Genomic DNA, 19,261 nt, shown 5'->3' with positions numbered 1-19,261 from the left:
TATTTTTGCTCCTTTTTTTATTAAATTTAAAAATCTCCACTGATGCCTTGATTTAAATGATGAAACTCATTTGCAATTGCTTCTATGATTCGTTCACTTGCTCTTCCATCTCCATAAGGATTAGACGCCTGTGCCATTTTTTTATGATCAATTTCATTTTCGATCAAGTTTTTTATTTCACGATACACGTTTTCTTCATTCGTGCCGACAAGTTTAAGAGTATTCGCAGCTACGCCTTCTGGTCTTTCTGTCGTGTCACGTAAAACTAGAACTGGTACCCCCAATGATGGGGCTTCTTCTTGCACCCCACCCGAGTCTGTCAAGATCATATAACTACGGGCAATAAAATTATGAAAATCCACGACATCTAACGGTTCAATCAAATGAATGTTAGGCAAATCACCTAGTATCTTTACTACTTTTTCTCTAACCTTAGGATTGCGATGCATCGGAAAAACAAATTCAATATTCGGATAGGAAGAAGCAACCCTATGAATTGCCCGACACACATTCTCCATTGGCTCTCCGAGGTTTTCTCTTCGATGCATAGTCACTACAATCATTTTTCTATTCTCTTTCAGTTCTGGTAGATAGGGATGACTATATTTTTCCTTGATTGTATATTTCATCGTATCAATTGCTGTATTTCCAGTGATATAGATTCTATCAAGAGAGTGGTTTTCCTTTTCCAAATTTTCCTTACTTCTTTCTGTCGGCGCAAAGTAAAGATCGCTTAGAATATCAGTCAATTGTCGATTTGCTTCCTCCGGATATGGTGAACGTTTATTCCATGTTCGAAGACCAGCTTCTACGTGCCCAATTTTGATTTGTTGATAAAAAGCAGCTAATGCACTCGCATAAGTTGTCGTAGTATCCCCATGTACCAAGACGATATCTGGTTTTTCTGTTACCAAAATAGGTGTCAACTTTTCTAATATTTTTGTAGTGATACTTGTCAAAGTTTGATTACTTTCCATGACATCCAAGTCATAATCCGGTACAATATTAAAATATTGCAATACTTGATCTAACATTTCACGGTGTTGTGCTGTTATGACGACTATTGATGTAAAGCGAGCATCTTTTTCTAATTTTTTTATTAACGGAATCATCTTGATTGCTTCAGGCCGAGTACCAAATATAGACATTACTTTTATTTTTGACATTTTTAGTTCTTCTCTCCTTTAACTAATATATAGCCAATAAGTAGAAGTCTATTCTTTTTTTTTAAACTATTTGCCTAATATTCACCATTTGAAATCCCAAATATTGATTTACTCTTCTAAGATTTAGGGGAGCACAAAATAAAGAGACCAGAGTATTTTTCTGGTCTCTCTCATTACTCACCGTTTTTTCTTTTTATTGATAACTATATACGTTAGGAATCCAAAGAATAAAATGAGGATAAGCACTCCAAATAAAACGAGTAAAGGTTGTCTTTGTTCACCAGTTTTAGGAAAGCTTTCATCCGTCTTTTGATTTACTTTTTTCGGATCATTTTCTTTTGTTAGTTCAACTGATTCGTTTCTTTTTGAGATATTAAAAGCTATCGGACGATCATCTAAAATATAACCTTCTGGTGCTTTCGTCTCAATCAATTCGTAACTACCTTCAGGTAAACCTTCAATTGATAGATGTCCAGATGAATCAGTTTTTAAATTTTTTTGAACTATTTTCCCTTTTTGATCTTTAATCATAAATGAGGCATTAGCCAATTTTTCACCAGATTGGCTGTCTATTTTTTCTAGCAAAATACTGTTAGCTTTACGTGTATTCGTTTTCGTTACTTCTACCGCTTCGGTTTGCCCTTTTTCTATCGTGAAGCTGACTGGTTTCTTGTCTAGGTCATAACCGGTTGGCGCTTTTGTTTCTACCAACTGATATTCACCTGGCGCTAACTCATCGATTGATAGTTTCCCACTTGCATCAGTCGTCAATCCACTTTGCAGTTTCTTCCCTTCTTTATCTTGTAACTCGAAGACTGCGCCAGCTAGACCTTCTCCGCTTTGATCATCCGTTTTCGTGAGAACCACTCCTCCTGGAGTTAAGTGGTTCGTTTTCGTTACTTCTACCGCTTCGGTTTGCCCTTTTTCTATCGTGAAGCTGACTGGTTTCTTGTCTAGGTCATAACCGGTTGGCGCTTTTGTTTCTACCAACTGATATTCACCTGGCGCTAACTCATCGATTGCTAGTTTCCCACTTGCATCAGTCGTCAATCCACTTTGCAGTTTCTTCCCTTCTTTGTCTTGTAACTCGAAGACTGCGCCAGCTAGACCTTCTCCGCTTTGATCATCCGTTTTCGTGAGAACCACTCCTCCTGTATCTAAGGAATTGGTTTTAGATAACACTACAGGAACTTCTTGTCCAGAGACGACTGTAAATGAAACAGGTGTTGGATCGATCGCATAATTTTCTGGCGCTTGGGTTTCGATAAACTGATAATCACCTGGCGGAAGTAAACCTGTATTAACTTTTCCACTTGAATCAGATACTAGATTTTCAAGTACAGTCTGCCCCTTACTATCTACTACTTTGAAAACGGCCCCAGCTAATGGATTTTTATTTTCAGAAGCTATTTTAGTTAGATACGCGCTTCCATCTAATATCGTCACAGCATCATTACTATATATACTCGTACCATTATAGTTGATTGACGCCTTATTGATAATTTTATCCCCAGCTTGTGCATCTTTATTATTATAAACTGCATTAAATACGATAGTTAAGCTTTCACCTTCTTCTAAAGTATCTAATAAGGTATAAGAAACTTTTCTAGTTGTAGAATCATACACAGCATCCGATACTTTTGTATCGTTTTTTGAAACAGTTGTTTGATAGGTTGTGTAGTCTGGAAGTGGATCACTTATCACAGTTCCAGCTGGGATACTACCGCTTGAACTTTTCAAAGTCAATGTATAATCCAAAATCCCTTCTGTATCTGCTAGCGTAGTTTGTTCCACTTTTTTATTTAAAGAAATACCACTGTAACTTGATTCGTCCAAAGCCATTGCTGAGTCATAACTTGAAACAAGCGAATCATTTGAATAGATTGCTGCATGATTATTTTTCACACCAAATTCTGCCGGTGTTGGATTCCCTAGTATTTCTTCCCCATACATGACAACGTAACTGTCTTCAGTTGTAACATCGCCGAAATCAATGGTAAATCCTTGATTATTCACAGTTATTTTGTTAGATAATTCACTCGTTACATACTTCCACTCATTTGGGGTACCATCTGCCTTTCTAGAAGTTACTTTAGCAATTCTTATATGTTGATAGGGTGTTAGATCCCCAACTGCGGGTATATAAGTATCTGGATCGGTTAACTGAGTCCCTTCTGGTATGGTATCCGTAAGCTTAACATTTTTCATAGATTTTTGGTCATAATTGACTGTTATTGCATAGATATTTGATGCAGGTTTATCTAGGCTCATTAGTGCAACTTCATTTCCATCAATTATTTTCTTGGGCCTCGTACTCCACTTTGAAAGATTAGGTAAGCTATTATTTAGTCGATGTACTTCGGAATTCAGCTGATCGCTGCTGACTAAGTTATTCCCCTTATAAAATTCAACAGGAAATTCGACAAAATCAGGAATACTTTCATCCCCAACATTAAAAATCGGAGCAATAAATTTAATCGTAAATGTATAGCCTACAGCATCTGTTTGAGATATCTTGGTATGATCATAAAACACCGTCAAGACGTAATCTCCCTGACTATCCTTGGTCAAGGAAGAATCATCTAAATAGAATGGCTCACCGATAATCAGTTTATTTAAAAGATCACTTTCATCTTGAACAATTTCATGGGGAATCGAGATTTGTATTTTCCCATCCTCGTCGATTCCGCCTGCTGAAGAAGCTAAATGAATATTTAATTCAACTTGTTGCCGTGACTCAATAATACTAGGACCACTGATAGAAATTCCTGGATCATCTCCAACAATTCTTGGACTGATTTCCGATGAACTTCCAATCAACGGTAAGAATCCAAGTTGACCGATTATCAAGATAATACTAGTTAATAGATTTAAAAAAAATGTAGCCTTTTTATTCCTCAATTTTGTACCCTCTTTCACTTAATAAGATATTCTTTGATAAACATTTCATTGATTTACCCAGTTGTGTCTTATTTGGCTTGTTACTAGGTAGGTAGTTATCTGCTTCTAAAATAACTAAATCATCCTCTATTCGCTGAAGTTCTTTTGCTATTTTTAATTTCTCTTTGTTTGACAAAGAGATTTTGGTATTACTAATCGTTATCATCTGTTTTTCTTCATTAAAAAACAACTGTTGCGATTGACTCGAAGAATCGATTTTCTTTTTTAGTGAAATCTCTTTTATTCGCGACGCCTGACTTAGTGGATATACTCCTTGTCTACCAATCAGTAATATGGATAGAATGACAGATAAAAATTTCAACTAATTTACATCCTTTTCTCTTTGTCTTTTTACCTCTATAATTGCATCTCCAAATACCTCCCAATCGTTTGGAGTAGGTGGTCTTTTCCAGATGATTTGTGTAATCGATAAATTCTCAATAACAGAATCTGAAACAAAAATATCTGTTTTTGAGGTTAAGCGATTCTCTACAATAATATTTAGATTTTTAAATCCTTGAATTTGATTTTGAATAAAATTCGTGTATAAATTTCCCAAAGAAAAATCAACACAAACATAAACAGGTATTTCAATAAAAGCAAAATGATTGATTAGTAAAAATACGTACTCAAAAAAAAGTTGATTGACGCTTGTCTCATCGCTAAAATGCAATTGCTCTTTATAAATTGTTAAGGCTCTCGTAACCGATTTACTAAGTTTGGGATATGATTCCAAAAAATAATCTCTTTGATTACTTGAAGCAAAGGAAGACAAAGTAAAATCAAAAATTTGATGATACCTATTTAACGCAATTAAGTTATTTTCGAAAGATATACGATTTTTGTGTTCATTTATTTTTAATTCAGAGGTGATTTTACTTGCTAGATTTATACTTATTTCATCAATATCTTCAAACTTTGACGTTTGGATCACAACAGGTACTTCGTCTACACCTAATGACTTCAAAAAACCTAATAAATAGCGAATTTCAATACACTTCTTCGTCTCATCTTCAATAGACAAAAAATCAGCTATTTTATCGATGACAAGTTGAATATCCGAGCTTGTCAAAAAAATAAAAAAATCTTCTTCTTTGCTTAAAGAAAAACCATTTTTTTCTCTACATATTAAGATACCGATTAACAAATTTAATTTTACCTGTTCTGTTTTACTTAATCGTAAATGGAAAAGAAATGTTAAATATTCAGATAAAGATTTGATCTGATTTCTTATTTCTTCTGTAAAAGGAAGTTCAATTCCGTTATAAATGTCAAAGAATACAGAAAAAATAAGATTTCTTATAATGATTTCATTTCCTACTACTTTGCCATTTTTTATTTCAAGATTATGTTTTGATAAAAATTTTTTTATCGTTCGCTGTCTCAAGTAAACAGTTGGGAGAGCAAAATAGTGTCGAATGCTAAATTCCTTGACAGTCATGTTTTCTTCGATAAAAGCTTTAAATAATAAAAAAGTTGGTGCTTCTTTGTAATAAGTCAAGCGGAATTTTTTTACAATCGAATAATCTATATTGATTGGGTGGACTATGACACCATCACTGTGGATATGAGCATTCGATTCAAATTGATAAAGTTCATTGTTTAACTCATCAAGAAACTTTTTTAATCTTGTTTCAGTGATCTCAATAAATGAAGCAAGTTCCCTAACCTCAATACTCCTATCTTTTAACTCAATGTAGCGCAAAATAGCTAATTTGATTCTCTCCTTATCTTCTAAAAAAAACTCTAATTGCATTCGATCCTCCTTTTATTAGTTAAGTTAGGTGTTACAGTCCCATTAATAGGATACCTCTACTTAAAAATGGAAAAAGTATGGTTTCTAACTTTTTTTATATAAAATAACTTTTTTTTAAATGAATATATATAATATTTGTTATATATAAATCCTTAAAAACCTAGATCCAAAATAAAACAGAGCAGAAATAGATTCTCCATTCTGCTCTGCTCTATTTGAAATCCACATAGTTTTTTTACATCTTTAGTCTAACAATATTAAACTGATTTTATGTTCATTTATTACCGTATGATCCACCATTCATTAATCAACTCAGTATTATTGTACTTTCTTGGTAATCCATGAAATGTAACCTACCTAAATCTGTCTCTTTTGATTCCAGAAGATGAACGTATGAAAAATAGAAGTTTGTTAAAATAGCAAAGAAATACAAGGAGGTTGAAATATAAAGATGAAGAAATTACTACTGTTTAGTACAATATTATTGTTATCCCTACCTATCTTAACTAGTTGCAAAAATACCAACAATCACGCAACAACAACTACTTCTAGTAGTGCCTTAGATATAGAAACTCAAAAAGTTGATGGTATAGGAAAAGCAACTGTTATTGATGGATTGGAAATCACGATAAATAAACCAGAGAAAAAAGCGATAACAGATGAAAAAGGAGATAAGATTCTATATACGTTCCATGTGAAAGGTAAAAATATCTCCTCAGTTACTAAAGGTTTAGGATCAATTGATTTTTCTCTAGAGACCAAAGATGGTAAACAACATAGTGTAAGTACAAACTACACTGTTTTTGGACAAGAATTAGATGCTAACCAAGAAATTGAAGGAGATCTTTATTTTGAATTGAACAAAAATGATTCCATCGAACAGCTAATTTATCTCGTAAGCGATCAAAAACATATAGCCTGGGATTTAAATAAAAATTAAGCATTCTAAATATTAAATACACTAAACAGCAAAAAAGTTCGCACATTACTTAACAATGTAGTGCGAGCTTTTTTGCTGATCATCAAATCTTTCTATTTTGTAATTATAACTATTTTCGATATGCTGATATTAACAACTATCCTATGGTCAGTTTACACCACTATATATTCCAATTATTGATTTTGAATTCTTTATATATTTGGTATTGTTTCATTTATGTGATAAATAATATTTTTTAATAAATACTATAAAAAAGAGGGAATGCGGAATGGACATCAAACACGTTTATGGGAAAAACATCAAGAAAAAAATCACATTAGTGAACATACTTTACAATAACCATGATTGGATCACTACAAGCGAATTGGCCGAAAAAACGAAGCTAGAAAGAAAAACTACGCTAAAATATATTGCTGAGTTAGAGAGGGATTTAGAATTATTCGATCATTCTGAACTAACGATGGAATTTTCAAAAGGTAGAGGAACGTTTTTGCATGCTAGAGATCCTTTAATCATTCAAAAATTTATTTTGTGGCTAATCAAAGATAATATAGCCATTAAAATCATTCATACTCTTTTTTTTGAGAATCGTTTGAATATTACAAAGTGGTCTTATGAGAATTATGTAAGTATTTCAACAATTAGAAGAACGATCAATGAATTAAAAAAGTTGTTTAAAACTTTAAATATCAATATAACTTCTAAAAAATCAACCTATTATATTTCTGGTAAAGAACACAATATACGATATATGTTTCATGAGTTTTTCTGGAATACGTATAAAGGATTGTATTGGCCTTTTAAAAATATATCAAAAAATAAACTTCATGATTTATTAAATGATATGAGCATCGAATATGGTGCTTCATTTAGCATCCAAGCAAAAGAACAATTATGTTTTTTTATGGCTATAAATATAACTAGATATTTTCAAAATCATTATATTTCATTAGAAGAATTTGATTACAATTACCAACGAATCAATTCAGAATTAATGGAAAATTCACAAATACAGGAGATGATAAAAAAGCATTTTCTCATTTCTGATTCAGAGATTCAATTTTGGTTGTTCTATTTCCAAACGAAAGGAACGTTTTATCGACGATTCGTCAACAAAACTGATATATTCGGTTTACACGAAAATTATCATACGGAGAGTCATTATTATTATACAACATTTAAAACTAATTTTATTGAATACTTCAACTTAGACCTTGAATCACTACCAGACAGCGAGAAAATAAGATTTAAAACAAGTGCTTTTGCAATCCACTACAAAATTTCAATTTTCCCGAAAATCGATAAGAATCCCATTGAAGGGGATGATGTATTCGAAGCACTATATCCACAACTTTTAAATCGTATTGATCATTTTATGGAGTTGATGTATCAAGAAACGCTAAATCCTATCTTTTTAAACAACTCATTTTTAAGAAAGAAATATGCTTTATTATATGAAATTTTTCACCCGCTCTATTATTTAGAACAGAAAATCCAAATCTATTTTGAAGCAGATTATCCCTCAATGATTCGTTGGTCATTGAAAAAACACATAGAATCAATGTTTAGTCTTTATTTCAATCTTAATATTTATTCGATTGAAGAATTAGAATCGAATGTCTCTTCCTATGATGAGATTGATTTAGTGATATCTACACTTCCGACGAATACACAAGCCCATAATTTTCAAAAGAGTTCGTTTATCTATTTAAATTATAAAAATCATTTTTCTGAGTACGACATTCATTTAATTTATAAAGAGTTACAAAAGCTAGTGTTAGAAAACTATCAACATTCAATTCAAACTAGCTAAGTAACTGCTAATTCAATGGGCATCATTGCGACATCAAACGAACGTAAATACGATGCCACTTCTCCATATAGCTATCTAAACTAAAATCCTTCTTTACTTTTTTAAAAGCTTTTTCTGAAAATCTGGCTTTTTCAGTCGCAACTTTTCCGAGATACTGGAGGATTTTGTGACTCATTTCTTCTACATCACCGGGTTCCGTCAATAAACCATCCTCATTATTCTCAATGAGCTGTGGGATTCCTCCAATGTTAGTCGTAATGTTGGGAATGCCATAGCTCATTGTTTCTAAAATAGCCATCGGTAGCCCTTCATTATAAGAGGGCAAGAAATGTAACAATGTTCGTTGAAACAATTCACCCTTTTCTTCCTGATCAACCCAACCATTGATTTTTACATTTGGTAACTGACGGGTCAACTGCCGAAAGTGTTCCACTTCCCCATCTCCATATAACTCAAAAACGACTTCTGGATAAAACTCACCCACGATTTTTGCTACTTTAAGTAAATCATAGGAACCTTTTCGCTCACCGATTCTTCCTAGCGTCAATATCCGCTTTGCTGTCGTCTGATACTGATTTTCTTGTGGCATTTTCACTGCATTATTCACGAATTCAACCGGTGTATCAGTTATTTTTTGGTAAAACTTCTGCCAACTTTCAGAAACTGCAACAATCAAATCCGTTCGACCTAAGCACTTTCTGATGATTCTTTTTTTTCGTCTTGAGGCTTCGTGATAAAATAAGTCAAATTGTGAAGCATGGATGTGGAACACTGATTTTACCTTTTTAGGCAATAAAAATAGTAATAAACTCTTACGATAAAAACTTCCTTTTTGTGCTACGTGGAAATGTACGATATCAATCTTCTCTTCTTTTATTGTTTTTCTAATTGTAAAGATATTTTTTAAAAATAGTGAAATACGGTGTTTCTCATGCCAATTACTCACCACTTTGATTTGGTCTTCTCCCTCATATTCATACATATTCTTGATGACTGTTGACATCCCGCCCTTCGCATCAATACTAGGCCCTATCATTAAGATATTCATTTTCACTTTCCTCTCGTAATAATCTCGATACGATCAAACCTAAAATAGTCGCAGACATTGCAGAATAAAATACATGACCCGAAGTCGCTGCAAACCCAAATGTCACAAGTAACAAAAAAGCATACTTATTAAATAATCGCATCTTGAAGATACGATAAATCAAATAGACCAGTGGTAAAAGAAAGACAAGCAAACCTATTGCTCCATATGAGAAAAAAGTATCCAAAAAGTCGATTTCAATATATCCCCCAGCTCGTCCAAAAAATTCCCAGCGATTCTCAACGCCAAATCCAAAGAGAAAGATCCAGTGATTATTTGGATATTCCATAAAATTAGCCATCGCATCTTCAAAATAAATACTTCTGGAACTACTAAGGATCTTGATCCAATTTCCATCGTATAAATCATAAAAATAAGTCATTCGATCAATCGTTCCTTGGATCATTCCGATAAATAGATCTTTTCCCCAAAACAAACTAAACCCAACACCAATTAATATTAATTGCGAAAGTAAAAACTTTACTTGGAAAGGGATATCAGATTTAAAGAAGAGTAAATATAAAATCGTAACAATCAAACTAGCAATGCTATAAATAATCCCCGTCTTCGTTCCAATCAGTAGGAGACAGTAACAATTTGCCAAATAGAGTAATGACAGATAAAATAAAGGACGCCATTGCTTTTTAGTAAAACAAGTAATTAGCACAAAAAGCAACAGAGTGCACAAAATAACTAAAACGTAGGTTAAATCATTGGTTGCATAAAAAAAACTTTTATAACCTGCATTAGAGTTGGCATAGGTAAAATTACCTAACCCTAAAAAATAAGGAACGATCAAACCCACCACAAATAAACTATCGATTGCAATAAACAACTGAGTCAGCTTAGGTTCAGCTATTTTAGAAAATAGTAAAGCAATCAGAAACCATAATAAATATTTAGTTACTGCGCTAGCATCACTAAACAACGTACTAAATGAATTATCAAAATAGATCGTTTGAATGGCTAACAGTAAAAAATATACAAACATACTTAAAATCATCAATAATCCAAAAACGCTGGTAACTAATTCTAGATGATTGATAAATAAGAAAAGTAGTATGATAAACAAAACAATGCGATAGAAGGTTCCAATAGGGATCGAAATCCCTTCACTTAAAAATACACCGTTCATAAAATCGACAAGCGGAAAGACGCCTACAAAATAAAGCAACCATTGGGAATATTTTTGTTTGCTATCTTCTAACAAGGGATTTCCTCTTTTCATCAATGACATGTCCTAAAAAAGTCAAATTGCCAAAAAAATACCGGTGGAACATTCTTCTTGGTTCCTGCGAAAACCGATAGAACCATTCCATTCCGATTTTTTGCATCCATCTAGGTGCACGCTTCACTTTTCCAGCAACTACATCAAAACTCCCACCTACGCCAATCAAAAGGGGGATATTTAAAATTTCTTTGTATTGATCCAACCAGTACTCTTTTTCAGGGGTAGGAATCGCTAAAAATAAAATATCAGGATGAGTAGCTGCAATTTCTTCAGCTACTTCCACTGATTTATTTCGATCGAAATACCCATCCATATAACCTGCTACTTTGAGAGCAGGATATTCTTCTTGATGCCTCCTGACCACTTCTTTTACAACATCTGACTTACTGCCTAAATAATACACACGATAATTCTTTTTTGCAGCAACTTCAATCATTTTTTCAAATAGGTCAATCCCTGTTACACGCTCTGGAATCGCTCGATTGAACAATCGATCTGCCCAGACAACGGACTGCCCATCCGCATTGATCAATTCACAAGAATTCACGATTTTTTTTAGTTTTGGTTCTTTGTATAACAAATTGATTTTATTGGCATTCACTACCACGTGTTGCGTGATTTTTCGTTGTTCAATGATGCGGACCATTTGCTCGATTGTTTCGTCAAACGTATACGAATCTACTTCTGCACTTAATAATTTTACTCTGTTCAATACTTAGTAAGCTCCTTTCATCTTTAAGACCGCTGGGACTGTCAAACACAATATCTTCAAATCAAACCATAGACTCTTATTCTCAATATATTGCAAATCCAAATCAACCATTTCTTCAAACGAAACATCACTTCTACCACTCACTTGCCATAAACCAGTACAACCTGGCAAGACAGTCAAACGTTGCAAATCATGATCTGTGTATTTAGCTACCTCGTTAGGTAAAGGAGGACGTGGCCCCACCAAGGCCATCTCGCCTTTTATTACATTGATCAATTGTGGCAATTCATCAATACTTGTTTTACGTATAATCCGGCCAATCGGTGTGATACGTGGATCTTCTTTAATTTTGAACATCTGCTCTCCAGCTTCATTCAATCGATCAAGTGCGATAAGTTCTTGTTGCGTGACCTCTCTCATACTTCGTAACTTATAAAGAGTAAATTTTTTTTGGTTTTTTCCAATTCTTGTCTGGGAAAAGAAAGGAGAGAGTTCTGGATTCTCCAGCTTCAAAAGAATACTTACTATAATAAGTAAAGGGGATAAAATCAACAGCGCAAAAGCAGCAAGAACACGATTGATGATTGAGTCAAGAATATTCATAAATTACCTCCTGAAAAATATTTGATTCAGGAGTATTATAGTGAATAAATAACCTTTACAATGTTCACTAAACGTATTATTTAAAAGATAAAAAAGACCTATAAATTTTTCTAAAACACTTCCTTGCAGTAAGAAAATATAAATTTTCCTATCTATTAAAAATCATTATTTTTGACAGTTATATCAATCATAAAATACTTTCCCATCGAAATTAAAACAATATAAAAAACCGATCAAATCCCTATTGGTTTGATCGATAAAAAAGCTTTTTTCTACTAAAATAAGCATCTATAAAATAACAATATTTCATATTCACCTTACAATTAATGCTCTAATTTACTAAAATTATTTTTTAGAACAGACTTGATTTGCAGAATATAACTCCACTGAAACACGAAATAAACGATTATACTCAATATGATCAATCCTACTGACTGAGTGAGCGAACACAAAATAGTCGCCAAAATAATGATGAATAGCTGAACAAAAAAAGAGTGATGGGTCATTCGCAACCCAGAAACATTTCTCACTTTGTTAAATCTCAAGTAAGCCAAAAATAAAAAACTGATTGATGCGGATATTCCTGCACCATGCAATCCCATGCTTTTAATAAAGAGTGGACTAAGTACAAGATTTACAATGGCGCACAGGATCGACGAATGAAAAACAAATTTTGTTTCACCTTCCGCAATACAATTTGCGCCTAATAAACTGGCGAGATTGGAAAAAAACGCAGCTAAAACCAAAAAGGGAATATAGTCGATTGCCTGAGTAAACGCATCAGCAAATAAGATTTTCCCGATTGGTTCCATAAAAAGATACATCATGAGCACACCTAGACTCATTAAAAAAAGGAATGCACGAAAAACGGTTGTGTAAAATGCTTCTTTTTTATTGGATTGTACCTCTTCAATTGCCGAAACTTGCCAAGCTTGAAAAAATACAGTACTTAACATGGTAATAAACATGGGTAACTTATTGGCAGCCGCAAATAGACCACTTGCACTTGTTCCTAGAATCAGTACAATAAAAATTTTGTCTGCCGAATTAATTCCCCACCACATCAATGCATTAGGAATCAATGGAAAACTTTTTTTTACCAATTGTTTGAGATAGTCAAAATCGACTGCAAATAGCGCTGTTTGTTTTTCAACATCTTTTTTTCGGAAAAGTATTAACGGCATGACAACGAGAAGCACTACCGTATAAGCACCGACATTTGCATAAAAATAACCAGGCAAACCCAATTCTAAGTATCGGAGCATCATTATCGCAAAAATAATCAATAAAACTGTTTGAATCAAGTTCATCGTCGCATAAATCGTATTTTTATTGATTGCACGAAGGTAATTAGAAAATAAACTATTATAAGATTGGAGTGTCATCAAAAGCATCATCAACAGGAAAATCGAATAATCTAGATGGATATAGCCCAGTGCATACAAACCTTGACCAATGATCCACGCACTAACATTTGTACATAAAAGCAAGAACCAAGCATTTTTTAAGAAGTAGATTTTACGTTCTGGTTGCTGGATCACATCTTTCATGAACATTTCAAAAATACTCATTGTAATGATGGGTAAAAATAAATTAATGAACGTAATTGATAGATCTGCCACACCATATTCAGAAGTAGAAAGGTACTTTGTATACAATGGTAGTAGAAAGAGTGACCCAAATTTCGTTCCTAGATTCCCAATCATTAATATGCCTGAACTTGTTAGTAATTTCTTATATCGGTTCATTTGATCGCCAAGAGCGCATTTACTCGTTCCTTTTCTTTAGACACTTTCTCCTGAAAGGATTGACCAATCTCTCCGAGTAAATACCGCTCATCTTCTACATGATTCATCTTATACTCTACTCGTTCAAGAATCGCTGTTTGTTGTTTCTCTAATTCTTGGATTGAAAAACAACTCGTCGGATCAGCTAGTATACGAAACATTTCAGTTACTTTATCTTGCCAAGAAATTCCGACCACAGGAATTTTTGCTGCGACAGCAAAGATCATCGAATGCATTCGTGTACCAATGATCAAGGTACTCACTTCGTACAACGCATAAAGTTCTTCTTTCGAGCGTATTATTTTCATTTCTACAGCACCAACTAATAAATGATAGATATCCTCAACCGCTTGATAATCTCTCATTTCTGTTGAAAAAATGGTTACTTGGTACTTGATTGAAAGCTGTAAAAGTATTGCTGTCATTTGTTTGATATATACCGAATATTGTTCCTGAGAAGCCCCAGCAAGGCGATAGTCAATGATAGAAACCGCAATGTGTTGCTCATTTTTTAGACTTTGACGTTGCGCTAACGGTGCAAAAAACTCTGAAGTAAAGACAGGATCCTGAATCACAGCTACTTCTTTTTTAAAATAGGAAGCTGATTTTAGATCCCTCACACTAACATAGCTCAAATCGTTTAATAATCTCACCGCTTCTTTTTCTTGTTTTTTTGTTTTGAATGGTCCTAAACCAATCGACAGAGCAACTATTTTTTTGTTGTGTTTCTTAGCCAACTCAACGATCCATTTTAGTTTAAAATAAGATTTACTATACTTGTTTAAGTCAAAAATTAAATTTCCACCAGAAAAAACGATGCAATCTGCGTCAGCGATCCATTGTTCCACTAGATCTTCTGTCCTTCGGTCTGGATGGTAAGGAATCATCATAGCAAGTTTTTGTTTCAATTTATTCTTCTTTTTTGATTTTTCAACTGAAGAATCAGCAATCGAGGGAATGTTCTCTCTAGGCGTGCCCAAATAAGAGACTGCCCTTGTTTCATGATTTTCTAAATACTGATGTTGGATTTCTTCAGCAATCAAACGATCCCCGATATTTAAGCTATCAATAAAACCAAACTGTAAAATTTTCACTTTCTCACCTCACCAATCATTGTTTGATACATTTTTTCTAAAGAATAGTTTTCAGCATGTTGTCGATAATCAAACTTCTTGATTGCTTGTTCATTTTTAAAAAAATACGTCATTGCTTTTACCAAATCGATTGTTAATGTTTTGGGGGCAGCAGCTATTTGTAATTGTTCATCGCCAAAAAAGTAGTCTCTCAATGCCCCTGCATCTGTCGTGATCACTGGTATGCCACACGCCTGTGCTTCCATATTCACTAAACAAAAGGATTCCTTGACGATTGAAGGAATGACGCAAAGATCCGCTACTTGGTAGTACATTGGCATTTCTTCTTGAGTTGCTTGTTCAATCAGTTTCAAATCAATCGCTGAATGTCTTAATGCTTTGTCTAATTGTTTATTGGAAACAGTCCCTACTATCAATAGTAGTACTTGCTCATTCGTCAATTGTTCGATGGCATCCATCAAATAAGTGATTCCCTTGGAACGATCGATCCTACCTGAAAACAAGACCACCTTTTCTTGGTGACCTATGCCTAGCTCTGCCCTCAGACTCATTTTCGTGTCATTTGTGACAGGCGAATAAGCAGTCGTATCGATTCCATTTTCAACCACACACAAGGATGGTCTATTGGATTGGTTTAGCACTTCCTTCACCTTATGGTCAATAAACGAACTAACCGAAATGATGCGATCGACTGACTGTAAAATCTTATTTTTCTGATAAGAAAACCGATTAAGATAATCATTATGTAAGTATAGTGATACTTTCCCTACATAAAATTCTCTGATTTTTGGACAATACACCCCGTAATTCAGCATAATGATTTCATCAAAAGAATAGCTTCCTATCAAAATTTTCAGCTTAGATAATAAATTGGGATTGATTGATGTATACTTTTGTTGATATCTGTTGATTCGATTTGTGCACTTATTTAAATACCTCTTCGCTCTCTGAAAAATAGTTGGGGCGTCTTTATAATAAAAGAGCCCCGTTGATGGATCATCCGAAGAAACAGAACTACAAGAAAGTACAAAAAAATCAACATCCATTGGTTTGTTTTGGTTCAATTCCCAAAGTTTCTGTGTAAGAAACTCGATTGCCCCTCCTGAGGTAGCGGGAACCGGCTTATTGCTTCCAGAGACGAAAAGGACTCTTTTCTTTTTTTCTGTTCCCATAGCCGTAAGCACCTCCATAACCATAGTGCTTCGATTTTTTTGTTTTATTTCCGTTATAAATAACTCCAAGAACATTTGCTCCTGAATTATCAAGTAGTTTTTTAGCTTCAACGATCAATTTTTTACTGGACTTACTATCTCGTACCACTAACGCACAACTATCAACCAACGTCGCTATAATTTTAGCATCCGCTACTTCGGTGATTGGTGGCACATCGATAACGACAAAATCATAAGTTAAATTGATTTCTCTCAGTAGTTTTTTAAATCCAGCACTTGCCAAAACTTCAGCTGGATTTTCTGAATAAACCCCACTAGGTAGCACATCTAGATTCTCAATATTTGTCTGGTACGTACTAGATTCTAATGAGTATCCTTTATCTAAGATGCCACATAGCCCTGAAGCATTAGGAACATTCAATGATTCCGTGATGGAACGTTTCCTTAAATCACCGTCGATCAATAATGTTTTACATTTTGTTAGAGCAAAGACAACAGCTAAATTCACACTCGTTGTTGTCTTTCCTTCACCCGGACTGGCTGAAGTAATCATCAATGAAGTCAATGCTTCCTTTTCTCTTTGGATTTGGATATTCGAGCGAATACTACGATACTGTTCAGAAGCAACTGATTCTGGATTCGATAATGTCACAATATCCAATCCAAGCTTTCCCCTTGCCATTCGTGTCTATCTCCTTTCCTCTACTACATATAGTTTTTTCTTGCTTTTTTCATTTTGTGTTGGTTTCATTTCCGCCACATTTCCTAAATTTAGAAGACCGAGCGTTTCTTCAAAGTTGTCTTCTTTCTCTAAGATTTGATTCGACAGTGACCAAATAAATATGCCGATAACAGCGACTAACCAGCCAATCAAAGCAAACATAACTGTATTCATCTTTAAGTTTGGAGAAATCGGTGTTCCCGAGGTACGAGCGGGTGAAATAATCGAAACAGAATTCCCTTCACCTAGTAATTCACCGACTTTTGCTGAAAAAGATTCTGCCACCTTTTCAGAAACAACTTGAGCAATTTCTGGTTTTTCAGATAAAACAGAAATACTGAATATCTGTGAGTTTTCTTCTTGAGCCACCGTGATCATTTGGCGAATCTGATCCACATTCAAATCGATATCTTGCGTTTCTTTTATTTTCTTTTGTGCATCATCTAAAATCGAATAACTTGTGACTAAACTTTTATACGTATTGATCATCAATAACTTATAGTTCGCATCATTAAGGGTCTCATCCGACTCTGGTGTCACCGTTGTTTTTGCTACAAGTTGAGTGGTTGCCTTATACGTAGGTGTAATGAATTTTTCAGTAAAAATATACCCCCCAGCAGCAAAAAAAACCGTAGAAAGTAAAATAATCCATAGATTTTGTCTTAGTAAGCGAAATGTTTTAAGTAGTTGATTCGTGCCTTGCATCGAACTCTCCTTTCTATAAGACCACCTTATCCATGCTCAAATCACCAATAGGATCAAGAACAGTCTCACCAGACTGTTTTATCAATGGCTCATTGACCACTAAATGTTCATGTCTATTCATCACTAGCACGACATCTGTATTCTGTAAGAAATCATCAAAATCCATTGCTTGATTTTTTACGATCGATTTTTTGACCAATGGATCATAAAATAGGACTTCTGCTTGTTCTTTATCAGTCATTGCTTGGTACAGTTGTAAACTAGGACTTTCTCGAACATCGTCTACATTATCTTTATAAGTTAGACCGTAGATACCCAAACGTTTTCCAGAAAATGAATGATCCATTATTTCTCTTACTTTGTCTAAAATACGTTTTGGTACAGCATCATTGACCTCTCTCGCTGTTCGGATCAATCTTGCTTGCTCAGGATAATCTCCCACTAAAAACCAAGGATCTACGGGAATGCAATGTCCTCCCACACCAGTTCCTGGATTCAAGATATTGACACGAGGATGTTTATTAGCGATTTCGATCACCGAATGTACATCCAATCCTTCCCGTTCACAGATCAGCTTCAATTCATTCGCAAACGCGATATTGATATCTCTAAAGGTATTTTCAACAACTTTAGAAAGTTCGGCTGTTTTGATATCTGTTAAAACGATTTCGCCTTCACAAAAACCTTGATAGATTTCTTTGACTACTTGGGCTGTTTCCTCATTATCCGCACCAATCGTACGAGAATTATATCGTAGTTCTTTCAGGATATTACCAGGTAGAATACGTTCAGGTGCATGACATAAGTTCACCTTTTTATTTTTAAAAATTGGTCGAACATATTGATCAATTGTTCCTGGAGAAATCGTTGATTCTACAATAATCAACGCTCCTTCTAAACAATGTTCACTGATTGCAGTCAGTGCACTGACTAAATAGGTCGGATCGATTTTTTTTGTCGTTGCTTCAAACGGTGTTGGTACAGCGACGACATAGGTCTCTACTTGTTGATATTTTGTTGTGAACTGTATCCCATTAACCATTGCTTGATCATAGGCTTCTTGAAGACCCGGCTCGTCAAACGTCTTCTTTCTATTACTTAATTCAGATACTAGTTCTTGATTGATATCTGTCCCAATGATAGAATAGCCAGAATTTTGTAGTAATAACGCTGCAGGTAACCCTACGTAACCTAAACCCACAAAATTGATTGTTTTTTTGTCCATGTTTCCATCTCCTTATTTTGTTTTCCAAGAAAGAAGTATACTGTCAAAAGCCCCCAAAGGATGTTCAATCCTCGGTTTTATATAGTGAAACAAACGAACATCGGTCACTTAGTGATTTTTATTTATTGATACTTACTATGTTGAATATAGATCAACAAACACTTCTTTTGATTCCACATAAAATTTTATAGTCATTAAATGAATAAAAGGGAATCGATCCAAGCAATTCTATACTCGGATCGATTCCCTCTTCGTAGAACAAGCAACGATAAAACTATTACGATTTTATCTACAAATTCTCATTATAAG

At 34.1% G+C, this 19,261-nt stretch carries 16 protein-coding genes; 2 read left to right on the top strand and 14 right to left on the bottom strand.

Translation table 11 applies throughout. From position 1 onward, the window contains the following. Positions 1-26 precede the first annotated feature (26 nt). The 4 genes from wecB to IGL24_RS03170 all read right to left on the bottom strand — a co-directional run bounded on the left by wecB (position 27) and on the right by IGL24_RS03170 (position 5,862). Positions 27-1,166, bottom strand: coding sequence for a non-hydrolyzing UDP-N-acetylglucosamine 2-epimerase (gene wecB, locus IGL24_RS03185; protein ID WP_206859649.1), 1,140 nt, complete (start codon positions 1,164-1,166; stop codon positions 27-29). Between the two features lie 177 nt (positions 1,167-1,343). Next, a complete protein-coding gene (locus IGL24_RS03180) occupies positions 1,344-4,067 on the bottom strand; it encodes a SpaA isopeptide-forming pilin-related protein (RefSeq protein WP_429968391.1) in 2,724 nt (907 codons plus the stop codon). After that, positions 4,057-4,428 carry a hypothetical protein gene (locus tag IGL24_RS03175; RefSeq protein WP_207700376.1) on the bottom strand — a complete coding sequence of 124 codons (372 nt, stop codon included), beginning with the start codon at positions 4,426-4,428 and terminating at the stop codon, positions 4,057-4,059. The genes IGL24_RS03180 and IGL24_RS03175 overlap by 11 nt, the downstream gene beginning before the upstream one ends. Beyond that, a complete protein-coding gene (locus IGL24_RS03170) occupies positions 4,429-5,862 on the bottom strand; it encodes a helix-turn-helix domain-containing protein (protein WP_206859557.1) in 1,434 nt (477 codons plus the stop codon). It abuts the gene before it with no gap. A gap of 451 nt (positions 5,863-6,313) precedes the next feature. On the opposite strand from IGL24_RS03170, the gene IGL24_RS03165 reads away from it, so the two are divergent. Together IGL24_RS03165 and IGL24_RS03160 are read left to right on the top strand one after the other, a co-directional pair. Further along, a complete protein-coding gene (locus IGL24_RS03165) occupies positions 6,314-6,802 on the top strand; it encodes a DUF4352 domain-containing protein (protein WP_206859555.1) in 489 nt (162 codons plus the stop codon). Positions 6,803-7,070: 268 nt separating this feature from the next. Then, on the top strand, positions 7,071-8,615 hold the full coding sequence (locus IGL24_RS03160; RefSeq protein WP_207700356.1) for a helix-turn-helix domain-containing protein: 1,545 nt from the start codon (positions 7,071-7,073) through the stop codon (positions 8,613-8,615). A 22-nt stretch (positions 8,616-8,637) separates the two neighbouring features. On the opposite strand, the gene IGL24_RS03155 is transcribed toward IGL24_RS03160, so the two are convergent. The 10 genes from IGL24_RS03155 to IGL24_RS03110 form a co-directional block, all read right to left on the bottom strand. Then, on the bottom strand, positions 8,638-9,663 hold the full coding sequence (locus tag IGL24_RS03155) for a glycosyltransferase family 4 protein (protein ID WP_206859544.1): 1,026 nt from the start codon (positions 9,661-9,663) through the stop codon (positions 8,638-8,640). Next, positions 9,638-10,930, bottom strand: a complete 1,293-nt coding sequence (locus IGL24_RS03150; protein ID WP_206859543.1) for an O-antigen ligase family protein — start codon at positions 10,928-10,930, stop codon at positions 9,638-9,640. The genes IGL24_RS03155 and IGL24_RS03150 overlap by 26 nt, the downstream gene beginning before the upstream one ends. Beyond that, entirely contained in the window at positions 10,899-11,645 is a 747-nt protein-coding gene (locus IGL24_RS03145) for a WecB/TagA/CpsF family glycosyltransferase (RefSeq protein ID WP_242543367.1), read from the bottom strand. The genes IGL24_RS03150 and IGL24_RS03145 overlap by 32 nt, the downstream gene beginning before the upstream one ends. Positions 11,646-11,648: 3 nt before the next feature. After that, positions 11,649-12,248: a sugar transferase gene (locus tag IGL24_RS03140; RefSeq protein WP_206859542.1), complete on the bottom strand. Its 600-nt coding sequence runs from the start codon at positions 12,246-12,248 to the stop codon at positions 11,649-11,651. A gap of 323 nt (positions 12,249-12,571) precedes the next feature. Further along, the gene (locus IGL24_RS03135; protein ID WP_206859541.1) at positions 12,572-13,996 is read right to left on the bottom strand and encodes a lipopolysaccharide biosynthesis protein; all 1,425 of its coding nucleotides are present in this window, start codon (positions 13,994-13,996) and stop codon (positions 12,572-12,574) included. After that, positions 13,993-15,129, bottom strand: coding sequence for a polysaccharide pyruvyl transferase family protein (locus tag IGL24_RS03130; RefSeq protein WP_207699739.1), 1,137 nt, complete (start codon positions 15,127-15,129; stop codon positions 13,993-13,995). The genes IGL24_RS03135 and IGL24_RS03130 overlap by 4 nt, the downstream gene beginning before the upstream one ends. Then, positions 15,126-16,301 (bottom strand): glycosyltransferase family 4 protein, encoded by a 1,176-nt coding sequence (locus tag IGL24_RS03125; RefSeq protein WP_206859539.1) that lies wholly within the window; start codon positions 16,299-16,301, stop codon positions 15,126-15,128. Before IGL24_RS03125 ends, IGL24_RS03130 begins: the two co-directional genes overlap by 4 nt. After that, entirely contained in the window at positions 16,252-16,983 is a 732-nt protein-coding gene (locus IGL24_RS03120) for a CpsD/CapB family tyrosine-protein kinase (protein WP_206859538.1), read from the bottom strand. The genes IGL24_RS03125 and IGL24_RS03120 overlap by 50 nt, the downstream gene beginning before the upstream one ends. 6 nt (positions 16,984-16,989) lie before the next feature. After that, entirely contained in the window at positions 16,990-17,727 is a 738-nt protein-coding gene (locus IGL24_RS03115; RefSeq protein ID WP_206859537.1) for a YveK family protein, read from the bottom strand. A 13-nt stretch (positions 17,728-17,740) separates the two neighbouring features. After that, complete coding sequence (locus IGL24_RS03110; protein ID WP_206859535.1) at positions 17,741-18,952, bottom strand: nucleotide sugar dehydrogenase; 1,212 nt, start codon at positions 18,950-18,952, stop codon at positions 17,741-17,743. Positions 18,953-19,261 lie beyond the last annotated feature (309 nt).

It is taken from the genome of Enterococcus sp. DIV2371, assembly GCF_050498525.1.
In the GTDB taxonomy this organism is placed as follows: domain Bacteria; phylum Bacillota; class Bacilli; order Lactobacillales; family Enterococcaceae; genus Enterococcus_B; species Enterococcus_B mangumiae.
This window is presented reverse-complemented; position numbering and strand designations above follow the sequence as displayed.

Coding starts and splice junctions, on each gene's coding strand:
- wecB (WP_206859649.1), bottom strand. CDS start 1,166: ATGTCAAAAATAAAAGTAATGTCTATATTTGGTACTCGGCCTGAAGCA.
- IGL24_RS03170 (WP_206859557.1), bottom strand. CDS start 5,862: ATGCAATTAGAGTTTTTTTTAGAAGATAAGGAGAGAATCAAATTAGCT.
- IGL24_RS03165 (WP_206859555.1), top strand. CDS start 6,314: ATGAAGAAATTACTACTGTTTAGTACAATATTATTGTTATCCCTACCT.
- IGL24_RS03160 (WP_207700356.1), top strand. CDS start 7,071: ATGGACATCAAACACGTTTATGGGAAAAACATCAAGAAAAAAATCACA.
- IGL24_RS03155 (WP_206859544.1), bottom strand. CDS start 9,663: ATGAATATCTTAATGATAGGGCCTAGTATTGATGCGAAGGGCGGGATG.
- IGL24_RS03150 (WP_206859543.1), bottom strand. CDS start 10,930: ATGAAAAGAGGAAATCCCTTGTTAGAAGATAGCAAACAAAAATATTCC.
- IGL24_RS03140 (WP_206859542.1), bottom strand. CDS start 12,248: ATGAATATTCTTGACTCAATCATCAATCGTGTTCTTGCTGCTTTTGCG.
- IGL24_RS03135 (WP_206859541.1), bottom strand. CDS start 13,996: ATGAACCGATATAAGAAATTACTAACAAGTTCAGGCATATTAATGATT.
- IGL24_RS03125 (WP_206859539.1), bottom strand. CDS start 16,301: ATGGGAACAGAAAAAAAGAAAAGAGTCCTTTTCGTCTCTGGAAGCAAT.
- IGL24_RS03120 (WP_206859538.1), bottom strand. CDS start 16,983: ATGGCAAGGGGAAAGCTTGGATTGGATATTGTGACATTATCGAATCCA.
- IGL24_RS03115 (WP_206859537.1), bottom strand. CDS start 17,727: ATGCAAGGCACGAATCAACTACTTAAAACATTTCGCTTACTAAGACAA.
- IGL24_RS03110 (WP_206859535.1), bottom strand. CDS start 18,952: ATGGACAAAAAAACAATCAATTTTGTGGGTTTAGGTTACGTAGGGTTA.